The following is a 13757-nucleotide window of genomic DNA, read 5'->3' as shown; positions in this document are numbered from 1 at the left end:
GCGGCAAATTCTTCGCCACCGGTGGGCCGGTCGTCTTGGATATTCGCGCCACCCATGCCGGTGGCGGGCGGCGACACCCTGATCGAACGGGTACTGTCGACTACCAGTTTGGTGATCATGGGCGTGGAAGTAGGGCTGCGATGGTGGATGAATTCGATGAGGGATACTCGTCGTCCTCCTTCTCCGAATACCTGCGCAGGCACGCGCCCGAACTGTTGCCGCCGACCGATTTCGGTGTCGGGACCGCGCACGGGGACATCGCGCCGCACGGGACCACGATTGTCGCCCTCACGTATCGCGGCGGCGTCCTGCTCGTCGGCGACCGCCGCGGCACCATGGGCCATCTGGTCGCCAGCCGCGACATGGAGAAGGTCTTCATCACCGACTCCTATTCGGCGGCCGGTTTCGCGGGCACGGTGGGCATGGCGGTCGAGCTGCTCAACCTGTTCGCGGTCGAACTCGAGCATTACGAGAAGATCGAGGGCGTGACGCTGACCTTCGAGGGCAAGGCCAACAAGCTGTCGAAGATGGTGCGCGACAATCTCCCCGCCGCCATGCAGGACATGGCGGTCGTCCCACTGCTGGTCGGCTACGACGTCGACGCCATCGATCCGGACAAAGCGGGCCGGATTCTCTCCTATGATGTTGTCGGCGGTCGCAGCGAGGAACGATTCGGCTACGCCGCCGTCGGCTCCGGCTCCCTCTTCGCGAAATCATCGCTGAAGAAGACCCACACCCGCGGCATCGACGAGGACACGGCGCTGCGCATCGCCGTCGAGGCACTGTTCGACGCCGCCGACGACGACACCGCGACCGGCGGCCCCGACGTGCTGCGCGGCATCTACCCGACCGGCATCCTCATCAACGCCGAAGGCGCGCAGCAGGTTTCCGAGGATCGTTTCGTCGAGATCACCCGTGCCCTGCTCGCCGACCGTGCCGGGCACTGAGCACGGGTCATGAGGTGGCCGCTTCGTCGACGGCGGAGTTCTTGTCCCGCATCATGATCAGGGCGACGTGCAGGCGGGACGGGCAGTCGAGTTTCACCATCACCTGACGGAGATGGTTGACCACCGTCCATTCCGAGAGCTCGAGCTGCTTGGCGACCATGCGGTTCGTCAGTCCGGTCGCGACCAGCTCGGCGACCTGGCGCTGGCGTTCGGTGAGCGTGTCCAGTGGGTACAGCTGTGTGTGCACTGCGGCCTCTCATTCGGTGCTTGACTCGCCCGGCATCGAGTCGTCCTCGTGGGCAGCTCTCGGCGGTTGCCAGGGTGTTCGGCACCGCCGTACCCCTCTGAAATTACGAGGAAGGCTGATTCGGTACATCGGGTGAGAGTTGTCTTTCCTGGCGACCTGTACGGCGGTGCCGGTACTCGGGGTCAACCCTGGTAGTAGGCAAAGGTGTACCGCGAGTGGATGACTGCTCGTGCGTGCCGGAATATGGTGGGCGAGTGGGGACGGTGGTCGGGTTGGCGCAGCGCTGGAGTGTGGCGCTACCGCATATCCGGGACATCGGCGGGCCGTTCGTCATCACCGGTGCCGCGTTGCTCGCCGCGCACAGCAACTACGCCTCGGGGGTCAAGCAGCTCGACCTCTTCGGCGCCGCGTTGATCGTGCTGTCCAATCTGCCGGTGATATTCCGGAACCGCGCGCCCATCCCGGTTTTCGTGGTGTGCTGCACCGGGATGGCCGCCTTTGCCGCGGCCGGATATTGGGAAGCGTTGAACGGCGCAGGCGTGCTCCTTGCGTTGTATACGGTTGCCGCCCGCTGTCCGCCGAGCCGGTCGGTGCCTGCCGCGGTGACACACACGCTCGCGCAGATCTTCGCCGCGCAGGTGACCGGCGAGATGGCACTGTGGATGATCCTGGTGTTGGCGCCGCAGTTCAGTCTCACGGCATGGATGCTCGGCAACGTCCGGCGGTTGTTGGTGGCGCGCAACGAAAGACTGGCCGAGCTGACCGAGCAGCTCGATCGGGACCGGATCGCGCGAGCGCGGCGCGCGGTCGTCGAGGAGCGGGTCCGGTTGGCGCGCGAGTTGCATGATGTTGTCGCCCATCACATGTCGGCGATCTCGATTCAGGCAGGCCTGGCTCGCTATGTCTTCCATACCGATCCGACCACCGCATACTCGGCGGTGCAGGCCATCAGCGATGCCAGTGGTAAGGCGCTCGAAGACATGCGGCGGCTGCTGACCCTGCTCCGCGTTGATCCCGACCGCCCGCAGGCTGTGCCGCTCGTGGAGCCGGATCTGGGTGTCGATCGGCTCGACGAGCTGGTGGACAACGTCACCGCGGCGGGGGTGCCGGTCACCAAGAACGTCACCGGCACCGTCCGCCGGTTGGCGCCCGGTCCCGAGCTGTGCATCTATCGAATCGTCCAGGAATCGCTCACCAACGTGCTCAAACATGCTGGTAGCGCCCATGTTAGGGTGACCATCGCCTACCGGGTCGACGACGTGGTCGTCGAGGTGGTCGACAACGGGTCGGGTGCCGCACCTGGCGCCGGTTCGGCGGCCGGCGGACAAGGGTTGATCGGGATGCGTGAGCGGGCCAAACTGTACGGGGGTACGCTGACCGCAGGTGCCTTGCCGCAGAAGGGATTTCGGGTCATGCTGACATTGCCGATGTCGACTGCTGATGAACCGCCCGCGGATCGGCAGCCTCGACCAGTCGGCGATGGACGGCTCGATGATCAGCGTCCTGGTAGTTGACGATCAACCCCTCGTCCGCGGCGGCCTCGCCGCGCTGATCCGCAGCAGCCCGCAGCTCGACGTGGCGGGCGAGGCGGGCACCGGCGACGAAGCGGTCGCACTTGTTGCGCGCCAACGGCCGGACGTGGTCCTGATGGACATTCGCATGCCAGGCATGGACGGCATCACCGCCACCGAGCGCATCCTCGCCACCCACGCGCCGCACCCGCCGCGGGTGCTCATCCTGACCACCTACGACCTCGACGAGTACGTCTACACCGCACTCCGCCTCGGTGCCTCCGGCTTTCTCCTGAAAGACGCCTCGCCCGAACAGGTCTTGGCCGCCATCCACGCCGTCGCCACCGGCGACATGCTCATCGCACCCACCATCACCCGCCGCCTCATCGAGGAATACGCCGACCGGACCGTCGCGCGCGAGAAGCCGCACCCCGACCTCAGCACCCTCACCGCCCGCGAAGTCGAAGTACTCCGCCTGGTCGGCACCGGCATCTCCAACACCGAAATCGCCGCCCACCTCTGCCTGAGCAACGGCACCGTCAAGACCCACCTCTACCGCGTGATGCACAAACTCGACCTCACCAGTCGCGCCCAAGCAGTGGTGGTCGCCTACGAAACCGGCTTGGTGGTCCCCGGTCGCTCCTAGGGATGCCCCGCAGCGGGATTGCCGCGGCACGCGTTCCGGGATTGCGGCGGCACGCGTTCAACGACGCGCACCACGGGAGTCGGCGCCAATGCTGTTGGTGGGCTGGGGGATCGGCTTCAACGCTTGGCTTCGGCGGTGGCCTTCAGGTCCTTCAGCCAGGCTTCGAGGCCTGCGCCGAGGAAGGCGGTTGAGGTGGGGACGTCGGCTTCGACCTGGGTGCCGTTCCAGTTCTCTTCGGTGCGCACCAGGACGCCGCCGTCGACCTTGGTGAAGGTCCAGACGTGGATGCCGCCTTCGATGTGCAGGCCGTCGCCGACCGCTGGCCCGCTCCAACGGATGCACGAGTTGTGCGCCAGCTGTTGGACGGTGGAGGTGATCGTCAGGGTGGTGGCGGGGGTGGTGGCCGTTGCGGGGGCGGGGGTGGTCCACTGGAAGGGTGAACCTGCTTGCAGCGGACCGGAATCCAGGCGTTTGTTGGTGAGAACGGGCTGCTGCCAGGACGGCCAGCGTTCCACGTCGGTCTGCAGGTTCCAGATGGTGTCCAGGGGTGCGTTGATCACCGTTTCGGTGCGGTAGTGGATGGGGGCCTTGGCGTCGATGCCTTGCCCTCCGCAGGTGAGTCCGGCCGGGGATGTTTGCGCGGCGGGCATTGGGTGACTCGGCTCGGTCGCACTGGTGTCGCTGCCGCATGCGGTGACGGTGGTCAGCGCGGCCGTGGCGGCCAGCGTGATCAGGACCTGGGTGGTGCGGTGGCGGAGTGGCGAGTTCGGCATGGCTGCTCTCCTCATCGGAGTAGGTTTCGATTCGAGTTAGCGTCTCTCGACTTAGTTAGAACCTATAACTAGGGGATGTGAGTGTCAATAGCGCGAGTTAGGCCTTCTAACTCGCGTTGTGGCGCAGCTTGTTTGGGTCGGATCGAGTGGGAGGGTAGGTCGAATCCTCGATCGTTGCCGAGGGGCCGGCTCACTGCGGTGAACCAGCTGAGGTGTCGATCGACGTTACTTCGCCGGTGAGGTGGTGACGGTGGTCGGCGCCGGACTCGGCGACGTGGTCACCGTGGACGTCGGGGTCGGCGTCACCGTGACGGTGGGCCGGATCGGCTCGGGGCAGCTGCCGGTCTGCTCGCCGATGGTGTTGATCTCCGCGTTCGACCGTGGGTCGCCCGCATAGTTGATCTTATCGGTGCATTTCACGTAACCGTCTGTGGGACCGGGCTTTCCGCGGGACACCGGGCCGCACTGGTCCGTAGGTCCTTCGCCGCACTGGCCGGGGCCGCAGTTGTCGGTACCGCCGGGTGGGATGCCGCATTGTCCGGGGCCGCAGTTGTCGGTGCCGCCTGGAGTTATGCCGCACTGGTCACCGCAGTTGTCGGTACCGCCGGGTGCCGGCGGCGGCTGAGCGGCGGGCTGGGCAGGCTCGATCGGTTTCGGCCTGCCGACCTCCGCGGCTTGGGGAGTTCCTGGATTGCTTTGCGGTGCTTTCGAACTCGTCGGGCTGACGGTGGTCGGCACCGCACTCGGGATCGGCGTGCGTGTCGCCGCCGCGGTGGGACCGGACTCCTTGGTGCATGCCGTCAGCACAAGCATCAGTGCGACGACCCCGAGTAGTACGCCGAGCACCGCGCGTAGCGGGCGACCCTTGCCCATCATCCGCACTCTTCCTCCTCCAACGACCACAGCAGCGCACCACGGCCGAACTGAGCCTAAATGTCAGTGCCGCAGCGTGTGTCGACCAGTCCACCTACCGGTCCAGTGGGGCGTTCAATGCGTCGAGGTAGTCGTCGAGAAGTTCGACCAGGCGGTGGGGCGGAAACGCGGTGGGGGAGAACAGGGCCTGCACGATCAGGCCGGTCGTGAAGGCGATGGCGCCTGCGGCGACGCGCGCCGGATCGCGGTCAGGGAACTCGCCGAGCTCTTGTGCGGCGACGATCAGCTCACGCATGTTCTCGCGGGTCTGCGCGTACTTGGTCTCGTAATCGGCGCTGATGGCTGGATCGGCCAGGGCGGTGTCCCAGGAGGAGACCCAGATCCTGTTGATGTCCCTCGCCTCGTCGGTCAGCGGGAGCCGGTGCAGCAGGACGTTGCGCACCGCGGCCATGCCTGGACCGGTTTCGCGGCGCGGACGAGCGATGGTCCGTTCGGTGAGCAGGGCGAGCGCGTACGCGACCAAGTCACGTTTGCTGGGGAAATAGTGGGTGAGCAACCCGGTCGTCGCGCCGAGCTCGGCGGCGATGGCGCGCAGCGTCAAACCGCCGAATCCCCGTGTGGTCAACACTTTCCAGACCGCCTCGGAGACGTCGCGACGGCGAGCTTCGTGATCTCCCTTGGGGCGCGGCATGCTGCTAGGGTAATAGAAATAACAAGCGTTATGTGAATGAGAGGTGATCGTGTTCTCCCTCCCGCTAAGGGATTCCGCGCAGCTCCGCCCGCTGGAGACCTGGCACGCCGAGGAGTTCGCCGCGCATCTGGACCGGGCGCGCGAGCACATCCGCCCGTTCGTCGGACCCGCCTTCGTCACCGACGACCTCGACGGCGCCCGAGCCACGCTGCGGTGGTACGGCGAACGCCAAGCCGCGGACGGTCAACGCCTGTACGGCATTTGGCTCCACGACCTCCTGGTGGGCGGCGTGATGTTCGTCGACTTCACCCCCGCCACCGGAGTCTGCGAAATCGGCTGCTGGCTGGAGCCGGCCGCCGAAGGCCAGGGTCTGATCACCGCGTCTTGCCGCACCCTGTTGGACTGGGCCTTCGGCACTCGGGGAATGCACAGGGCCGAATGGCATTGCCGCGCAGACAACAACCGCAGCTCCGCGGTCGCCGAACGCTTGGGCATGACCCTCGAAGGAGTGCGGCGCGCGGCATGGCCCTACGACGGCACGCGCTACGACAAACAGGTCTGGGCGATCCTCGCCGCCGAATGGCAAACCGGTAAACGCGTGAAAACCCTTGCGAGCGCCGTGGATAGCTGAGGCTGCGCAGACAGACGTGGCCCTATTCGGAGGGGAACTAGGGCCGCCGAGAACCGCACCCCTCAGCCATCCCGGCGTTGATGGTGCCTGTGGCTGAAGGGGGTGTGGGACAAGGTTTTGTGCAGCATGGTGGTGAGGGTGACGATGTCGAAAATGGGGATGCCTAGGCGTTGTTGGATTGCGTGTCCGTAGGGGACCAGGTCGGTGCATTCGATGATGAGCGCGCCCATGTCGGGGTTGGCCGCGGCCAGCTGATCGATTTCGTCGAGCACCTCGGCGCCGAGACGGTCGGCGTCGAGCTCGGTGCGGCGACCTTCCAGGATGACCTCGCGGAATTCCTGGTGCGTTTCCATTCCGGCGACGCAGAGGGATATTGATTCGCCGCCGATCGCCCGGAGGTGACGCGCGGTGAGGGAGTTCTTGCTGGCCACCAGCAGACCTACGGTGCGGTCCGCAGCGAGCATGCGGTGCACCATCGGCAGCTGGATGAGGCTGGAGCTGTACAGCGGGATGCGCACAGCCTCGGCAAGCTGCTGTTGGAACAGGACGAGAAAACCGCATCCGCTGGTGATGGCCGCGACACCGCGGGCTTCGAGTTCCTTGGCGGCGATGATGAACGGCTCGAGCAGCGTCGGATCGGCCTCGGTCACCATGCGCTGCGGTGTCGCGCCATGGACCACCTGATAGACCACCGGGAAATCGAAGGTCGTCGGATTGCGAATGTGACCGGGGATCTTGGTGAATTGGGTATCGAGACAGAGCACACCGATGGTGATGTCGCCGGGGAAATCTTGTTGCACTTCTGGTTATCGCTTCAGGGGTGTGCGGCCGAAACGGTCCGGCCGCAAGGGGATCGGATCCAGCACCGGCTGTGTGCCGGCAAGGAGATGGGCGACAAGTTCGCCCGCGGCGGGGGCGAGGCCCATGCCGATGTGGCCGTAACCGGCCGCGACCAACAGATTTCGCGGTCCGGCTCGGCCGATCAGCGGTAGTCCGTCAGGTGTGGCAGGCCGAAGCCCGCTCCACGTCTCGTGGATCGGTGTTTCCGCCCAGTCGGGCAGGTAGTCGCGGACGGTGCGCAGCATGCCGTCCAGCCGGCGTGCGGAGACGGTGGTGTGCATGCCGGTCAGCTCGAGCGTGCCGCCGATGCGCAGCCGATCACCGAGCGGAACCAGCGCTATTCGCCCTTCGCTGAGCAACACCGGCCGGCCGGGGCCGCCGGGCGGCATGTCCACGGTGACGCTGTAGCCCTTGATCGGCTGGAGCAGCAGCTCGATCCCGGCCATCCGCGCGCACTCGGTGGACCACGCGCCCGCGGCGAGCACCACGTCTCGCCCGCGAAACTCCCCGCTGGTCGTGTGTAGCCTGCGGATCGTGCCCGCGCCGACCTCGAAGTCGGTGACGGCGGTGTGCTCGCGGATGTCGACGCCGAGAGCCCTTAGCATGCGGGCGAATTCGTGGATGAACTCCGGCACGCGTAGATAGGCGCCTTCCGCGTTGTACAACGCACCGGCGATGTCGAACCGAGTCTTCGGCTCCAGTTCGTCGAGTTCCCCGGCGTCGAGCACACGCAGCGGGACACCGCCCGCGACGGCGCGCGCCACGGATCGTCCCGCCTCCGCGAATCCGCGTGCGGTCTTGTACGTCAGGATGATGCCTGGCGACTCGAAGGTGGCCGCGATGTCTGCTGATTCGCAGAGTTCGACCAGTAGGTCGAGGCTGCGCTTCTTCATCCCGACCAGCGTCCGGAAGCCCGCGGCCGCGGCCGCAGGCGTGCAAGCCCGCCCGAAATGCCTCAGCCAGCGCAATATTCGCGGTCAGCGCGCAGGTGGACGTAGAAGGGCGCGTCCGGATGCAGCATGCCGAGCGCACGCATCGAGCCCATCCACGGCTCGGCCAGCGGTGCGGCGCCGTGCGTGCCGACGAAACCCGTGTTCCCGGTGGAACACGACTGCGGCCCGCCGAGCGCGCCGCGCTCGAGCACGGTGACCGTGGCACCGCTGCGCCGGAGGTGGTACGCGCAGAACAGACCGGCGACCCCGCCGCCGATGACCACCACATCGGGGTCGGCGTCCTTACTTGTCACATCCGGCCTACACGGTGACGAGGAAGAAGTTGGTCGGCAGATTGACGACGACGCGCTCGTAGATCTCTGCCATGATCGCCGGACCAGGCTCGGCGAACGTGCCTGGCGGCGGCTCGGCGAACTGGATCACCGACCGTCCCGCATCGAAAAGCTGTGCGCCGTGGCCGAAGTCGCCGACGATGGCACTGCCCGGTTCGACGAGACGGGTGCGGACGATGAACACGCCGTTCTGTTCGAGGTCGGTCATCAGCGTGCCGGAGCCCATGGCCCGGTAGTAGTCGACCGGGTTGAGGATCAGGCCGTCGGCGGTGCCGCCCATCTGCTCGACCTCGTTGCACGCGCGCAGGATGGTCGAGGCGAAGGGCCCCGGGTCGGTCATGCGGGCGATCCCGGGCATGTTCAGCAGGCCGCCCTCGCCGCTGAGGATCGTGTGGTTCTCGGCGGTGCACAGCCGGACGATCAGGCGATAGTTGATGAAGGACTCGAAGGTTTCGGGATCCTCCCACAGCCCGGGCGGCACCTGCACCCACGCCGTGGTGGTGAGCAGTTCGGGGATGGGCGACTTGTGGAATCGGCTGGCCAGTTCCCTGCGCACGTCGGCGCCGTCGATCGGAGCGTCGCCCGGCTCGGGCGGGCTTTCGTGCCAATAGAATTGGCGCGGATCACGAGACAGGTCGATGGCCTTGAAGATGTTTCGGGCGGGGTAACGGGATTTGCGCCGGGAGCTGGTCAGCGTATCGGTGATGGTGACCTCGTACTCGACGGAGGCGTCCAGTCCCTTGTTCGTGCAGCACTCGACGAACATCCGCCCCGGCGACAACTCCTGCTTGCGGTCCGAGACCACCTGCGCGAGCGTCTCTTTGATGCCATCTGTCTTCAGCATGTTCCCTCCTGGGAAGCGGTGTTGCGCGCTCGTTCGATACCGAGCGCTGTTCACTCCGATGGGGTGGCGCGATGCGACCACGTCGGGCCGAGCACGCTCGCCCCGCCGTCGACCAGCTGGACCGTGCCGGTGATGTAGGAGGCCCGGGTACTCACCAGAAAGGCGGCAACGGCGGCCAATTCGTCGGGGCGGGCGATCCGTCCCACGGCGGTGTGCGTGCCCATGGCCGTCAACTGGTCGTCGATCCGGCCGTCGGTAGCGCGTTGCGCCGCAACGCGTTCGAGCAGGGGAGTGTGCGTCGCACTCGGCGCGAGCACGTTGACGGTGACGCCGTCCTTGCCGACCTCCGCGGCGAGGGACTGGGCGAACCGGACGATGGCGGCGCGGGTCACGCCGGACAGCGCCAGCCCGCTGCTCGGGACGCTCGCTGTCTCCGACGCGACGAAGAGCAGCCGGCCCCAGCCCGCGCTCCGAAGATGTGGCAGCGCCGAAAGTGCCACGTCGACAGCGGGTATCAGTACGCCGTCGACAGCTGTCCGGTAGTCCGCTACTGCGAAATCCGCCGCGTTGCCGGTCGGCGGGGTGCCGCCGCTGACGACGACGACGTGCAACGCGCCGAACTCGGCGACGACCTCGTCGATCCACCGGCGGGTGGCCGTGCTGTCGGTGATGTCGACGCTGGTGGCGTGCACCCTGGCGCGCGCCACCTCTTTGATGGCACGCTCCGCCGTCGCGAGCCGACCGGGATCGCGTGCGCCGATGGCGACGTGTGCCCCTTCGGCGGCGAGCTCGCTGGCGATCGCCAAGCCGATGCCGCTCGACCCGCCTGCCACCAGGGCGACCTTGTTCTGGAGACCCAATTCCACTCGGCTAGCCCCTTTCCTTCGACTTCGTGGCATCGCGGGCGGGTACGCCCGCGGTGCCGTACCCGTACCGGCGCGCGAGCGGCCACGACAGTGCCGCAACGGTTCTCAGCGCCGACTTGGACAGCCCGGTGCGCCACCCGTCGTCGGTCGGACGAATGACGGTGGCGCCGGTGTGGAATCGGTCCGGATTCCCGGTGACCGTGTGATTGGTGTGCAACTGCACCGTCCGATCGGTCATCGGATTCGCTTCGATCGTGCTGTCGCACAACCGAAGCAGCCGGTCGATGGTGCCCGCCGGATCGGCGATGAAGTCCTCGTATCGCAGGAACATCGAGCGCTGTGGGTACCGCTTGGTGATCGCGCGCGCGGCGAGATTGAATCCGGTCCAGTAGCCGGTGCTCTTGCCCGGCCCCATCGCGTAGACGTATTCCTTTGGCTTGCTCCATGATTGGGCCACCGCCCGCGGATCGCGGACCAGGTGGACGTAGTACGGGACGATCCCGTCGAGATGCTCGAGCAGCGCCGATTCGCCGGGGATCTTCGTGGTGTCGACGATCACCCGTGCGCTTCGGCGCGCCGCGATGGCGTGGTAGACGTCGGTCATGAGTGTGGCGTGCGCACGAATCTGCTCGTTGTGCAGACCGCGTCCGAGCACCTGCCAGGTATGCCGGGTCCGCACACTGCCGAGTTGACGTCGGATGACTGCGTCGGCGTGCTCGACCAGCGTGCTTCCCTGTGGCTGTCCGATCGGCAGGATGGTCGACCACACCGGGCATTCGACCAGCTTCAGCCCGCAGCCGCACGCCTCGTTGACGCCGCGGCCCGCCGCGTTCTTCCAGAGGAAATGCAGCTCACCGACGTGGAAGAAGTCCGGAATCTCGTTGAGGATGTTGCCGATGATGGTGCTGCCGTTGCGGCACCAGCCGGTGATACACAGCACCTTGAGCGGTGTCCGGCCGCCCACCCCGTCGGCTCCCGTGCCTCTGCCGTTGCTCGATGGGGTATTCGTCATGCGTCGACCGCCTTCTCCGTGCGCACCGTTTGCGGGATCGTCATGGCCAGCAACGACGCCGCGAGGGCGCACCCCGCTGCGACCACGAAGACGGCCGGGTAACCGAACCCGGCCGCGATCGCGCCGGTGGCCGGGCCCCAGACGAACAGGCCGAGGTCCCAGAACGAGGTGTAGGCGCCGATCGCCGCACCCTGCTTCGCGCTTTCGGTGTTGTTCATGACCATCAACGCCAATGACGGGTGCAGCAGCGAGAATCCGACACCCATGACGACGGCGCCGAGCACCGCCACCGGTAGGTTCGGCGCCACCGCGATGATCAGGAGTCCCGCGGCTTCGCCTGCGCCGCACCAGGATGCGACCCGCCGCGGCCCGAGCTTGTCCGGCAGGTGTCCGATCACCAGGCGGGTGCCCGCGTAGACGGCGCTGAACGTGCTCAAAACGATGACGCCCGAGTCGATTCCGCGCAGCTCCAGGTCGCGGATGACGAACGCGGCCAGGCCGACATAGCCTGCGGCCCCGAGTGCCAGGCCGAGGCCGGGCAGCACCGCGGGGCGAAGGAGCAACCCGCGTCCGCCCTTGGACGGTTGGGCGTGTGGCTGCGGCGGGACGATGCTGATCAGGATCAGACCGACGAGCGGCGCGGCCGCGCAAAAGGCCCACACGGCTTCTATGCCGAGCGGCCGGATGGCAGCGCCGAGTGCGGTGCCCAGCGAGATACCGCCCCACATCGCGACCCCGTAGAGCCCGATCATCTGGCCGCGCCGGTGGTGCGGTGCGAGTGTGACGGTCCAGACCGCGCCGGCGGTGAACAGCGCGGCCTCGCCGATGCCCGCCAGCAGGCGCGCCGCGAGCAGGCCGACCAGGCCGAGCGGTAGGAAGTAGAGGAGCCCGCCCGCCGCGACGGCGACGGCGCCGAACCGCATGACCGAGCGATGTCCGTACCGGTCGGCCAGCCCGCCGAAGATCGGGCGGGTGAGCAGCGCGGTCAGCGCGGTGGACGTGACCGCGAGCCCCACCGCGAGATCGCCTGCGCCGAACTGGTCCCGAACGTGGGCGGGCAGTACCGGGATCGCCGCGGACAGGCCGAGGTATCCGCAGAACAGCCCGCCGAAGACGCCGGCCAGCGCCAGGCGGGGGATGGTTCCGGTTTCGGAGGGCGCCGTCATGGCTGACCGGCCGCAGCCTCGGCAACCTTGCGCACCGCCGCGATCAGATGGTCGCAATCCGCCTGGGTCAGCGTCGAGGACAGCGGAATATCCACGGCCTCTTGCAGATACCGGGTCGCGTTCGGCAGCAGGTCCTGCACGGCCGCGGTCGCCATCCCGGTGAACAGGAACCGCCAATTCCAGAACGCCCTGATGTTGGTGTCGGCGTCGGAACCAAGATTGCGTGCCTCGATACCCTCGTGGCACAGCGCTCGTGCGAACCACTGCGCGCGTCCAGGCACGCGAAAGATGAACGCCTCGCCCAAATAAGCGCCGGGCGCAACGGGCCTGCGAATCTGGATATTGCGCACGTCGGCCAGTGCCGAGGCGACGTAGTCGTAGTTGGTTCGGAAGGCGGCCAAGCGAATTGGGAGCCGTTCGAGTTCGGAACGCAGCAATGCCGCGCGGATCTCATCCATCCGGAAGCTGAGCAGCGGCAGGTCGAGATCGGTGGGGATCGGCGGTTCACCGTCCGGGAAGTGGCGGCGCAGGCGTCCTTCGTACGCGCCGGAAAGCACTGTGGCGCGGGCGAACAGCGCGCTGTCATCGGTGACGAGGAAGCCGCCCTCGCCGCTGTTGAGCGACTTGTCCGACTGTGTGCTGAACGCGCCTGCCAAACCGAACGTGCCGAGTTTGCGGCCGCCCAATTCCGCGCCGAGTGCGGGGACTGCGTCCTCGAAGACCGGCACGCCCATGTCGTCGGCGAAATCGAGCAGCGCGGCCATGTCCCCGGCGAAGCCGCGCATGTGCACGACCATGATTCCCTTGATCTCCGAGGTCCACCGCTTGCGCAGATCGGCGACATCCAGGTGCAGGTCCTCGTCCACATCGACCAGGAACGGAGTGCATCCGGCCAGCATGATGGCGCTCGGTGTCGCCGCGAAAGTGAAACCGGGGCAGGCGATCAGGCTCCCCGGTGCGATGCCCGCCGCCATGATGGCCAGTGCCAGCGCGGTGGTGCCGCTCGAGGTGGCCAGCGCGTGCTTGCAGCCGAAGTAGCGGCACAGCTCGGCCTCGAACCTGCCGCATTCGGTTTCGTGCGCGGGGCGGTAGTCATAGCGGAAGTAGAGGTGGCTGCGGATCGCGCGCAGTGCCGCTTCCTCGTCCTCCGGATAAACGCACACCGCGCCGCGATCGTAGGTCGGCCACGGTGATTGCCGGACGGGACTTCCGCCGTCGAGTGCCAGTCGCGAATCGATGGCTACCGGCACCGGCCGGATCGATGCCGAATTGTCGATCTCATTGTCCGCCATCGCATTTCCTACCCAACAATCGAACGCAGGCGAGCTGCCACTACCCGCCCCGCCGGCATCGGGTGTCATGGAAACTCGATGCGGCGTCGAGGCGAACGCTACACCGAGCTCTCATTCTGGGTATTCGAAATCG

Annotated in this window: 16 protein-coding genes; 4 read left to right on the top strand and 12 right to left on the bottom strand. The window is 67.0% G+C overall.

Annotated elements, in window-relative coordinates:
• Nucleotides 1-140 precede the first annotated feature (140 nt).
• On the top strand, nt 141-947 hold the full coding sequence (prcB, locus tag NA11_RS16185) for a proteasome subunit beta (protein ID WP_069162714.1): 807 nt from the start codon (nt 141-143) through the stop codon (nt 945-947).
• A 7-nt stretch (nt 948-954) separates the two neighbouring features.
• Here prcB and NA11_RS16180 read toward each other — a convergent pair whose 3' ends face one another.
• A complete protein-coding gene (locus NA11_RS16180) occupies nt 955-1194 on the bottom strand; it encodes a helix-turn-helix domain-containing protein (protein WP_069162713.1) in 240 nt (79 codons plus the stop codon).
• 254 nt (nt 1195-1448) lie between these two features.
• Here NA11_RS16180 and NA11_RS16175 point away from each other — a divergent pair, with 254 nt between their 5' ends.
• Complete coding sequence (locus NA11_RS16175; protein WP_141717610.1) at nt 1449-2708, top strand: sensor histidine kinase; 1260 nt, start codon at nt 1449-1451, stop codon at nt 2706-2708.
• Nucleotides 2686-3351: a response regulator gene (locus NA11_RS16170; RefSeq protein WP_069162738.1), complete on the top strand. Its 666-nt coding sequence runs from the start codon at nt 2686-2688 to the stop codon at nt 3349-3351. The genes NA11_RS16175 and NA11_RS16170 overlap by 23 nt, the downstream gene beginning before the upstream one ends.
• A 116-nt stretch (nt 3352-3467) precedes the next feature.
• On the opposite strand, the gene NA11_RS16165 is transcribed toward NA11_RS16170, so the two are convergent.
• The 3 genes from NA11_RS16165 to NA11_RS16155 all read right to left on the bottom strand — a co-directional run bounded on the left by NA11_RS16165 (nt 3468) and on the right by NA11_RS16155 (nt 5688).
• The gene (locus NA11_RS16165) at nt 3468-4124 is read right to left on the bottom strand and encodes an SRPBCC family protein (protein ID WP_069162711.1); all 657 of its coding nucleotides are present in this window, start codon (nt 4122-4124) and stop codon (nt 3468-3470) included.
• Nucleotides 4125-4349: 225 nt separating this feature from the next.
• Nucleotides 4350-5000 (bottom strand): hypothetical protein, encoded by a 651-nt coding sequence (locus tag NA11_RS16160; protein WP_069162710.1) that lies wholly within the window; start codon nt 4998-5000, stop codon nt 4350-4352.
• Nucleotides 5001-5091: 91 nt separating this feature from the next.
• On the bottom strand, nt 5092-5688 hold the full coding sequence (locus NA11_RS16155) for a TetR/AcrR family transcriptional regulator (RefSeq protein WP_069162709.1): 597 nt from the start codon (nt 5686-5688) through the stop codon (nt 5092-5094).
• 43 nt (nt 5689-5731) lie between these two features.
• On the opposite strand from NA11_RS16155, the gene NA11_RS16150 reads away from it, so the two are divergent.
• The gene (locus tag NA11_RS16150; RefSeq protein WP_218023320.1) at nt 5732-6319 is read left to right on the top strand and encodes a GNAT family N-acetyltransferase; all 588 of its coding nucleotides are present in this window, start codon (nt 5732-5734) and stop codon (nt 6317-6319) included.
• A gap of 62 nt (nt 6320-6381) precedes the next feature.
• Here NA11_RS16150 and NA11_RS16145 read toward each other — a convergent pair whose 3' ends face one another.
• The 8 genes from NA11_RS16145 to NA11_RS16115 all read right to left on the bottom strand — a co-directional run bounded on the left by NA11_RS16145 (nt 6382) and on the right by NA11_RS16115 (nt 13624).
• Nucleotides 6382-7119, bottom strand: coding sequence for an aspartate/glutamate racemase family protein (locus tag NA11_RS16145; RefSeq protein ID WP_069162708.1), 738 nt, complete (start codon nt 7117-7119; stop codon nt 6382-6384).
• A gap of 6 nt (nt 7120-7125) precedes the next feature.
• Nucleotides 7126-8052 (bottom strand): NAD(P)/FAD-dependent oxidoreductase, encoded by a 927-nt coding sequence (locus NA11_RS16140; RefSeq protein ID WP_218023319.1) that lies wholly within the window; start codon nt 8050-8052, stop codon nt 7126-7128.
• Between the two features lie 62 nt (nt 8053-8114).
• Nucleotides 8115-8405, bottom strand: a complete 291-nt coding sequence (locus NA11_RS46315) for an FAD-dependent oxidoreductase (protein WP_218023318.1) — start codon at nt 8403-8405, stop codon at nt 8115-8117.
• Between the two features lie 7 nt (nt 8406-8412).
• Nucleotides 8413-9288, bottom strand: a complete 876-nt coding sequence (locus tag NA11_RS16135) for a family 3 encapsulin nanocompartment shell protein (protein WP_069162707.1) — start codon at nt 9286-9288, stop codon at nt 8413-8415.
• Nucleotides 9289-9338: 50 nt separating this feature from the next.
• The gene (locus NA11_RS16130; RefSeq protein WP_069162706.1) at nt 9339-10154 is read right to left on the bottom strand and encodes an SDR family NAD(P)-dependent oxidoreductase; all 816 of its coding nucleotides are present in this window, start codon (nt 10152-10154) and stop codon (nt 9339-9341) included.
• A 4-nt stretch (nt 10155-10158) separates the two neighbouring features.
• Nucleotides 10159-11166, bottom strand: a complete 1008-nt coding sequence (locus NA11_RS16125) for a sulfotransferase (protein ID WP_084654660.1) — start codon at nt 11164-11166, stop codon at nt 10159-10161.
• Complete coding sequence (locus NA11_RS16120) at nt 11163-12332, bottom strand: MFS transporter (RefSeq protein WP_069162704.1); 1170 nt, start codon at nt 12330-12332, stop codon at nt 11163-11165. The genes NA11_RS16125 and NA11_RS16120 overlap by 4 nt, the downstream gene beginning before the upstream one ends.
• On the bottom strand, nt 12329-13624 hold the full coding sequence (locus NA11_RS16115; protein WP_084654659.1) for a DegT/DnrJ/EryC1/StrS family aminotransferase: 1296 nt from the start codon (nt 13622-13624) through the stop codon (nt 12329-12331). The genes NA11_RS16120 and NA11_RS16115 overlap by 4 nt, the downstream gene beginning before the upstream one ends.
• Nucleotides 13625-13757: the final 133 nt, after the last annotated feature.

Source organism: Nocardia altamirensis NBRC 108246 (assembly GCF_001612685.1).
In the GTDB taxonomy this organism is placed as follows: Bacteria; Actinomycetota; Actinomycetes; order Mycobacteriales; family Mycobacteriaceae; genus Nocardia; species Nocardia altamirensis.
The sequence above is the reverse complement of the archived record's forward strand: the minus strand, read 5'-3'. Positions and strand labels throughout refer to the sequence as shown.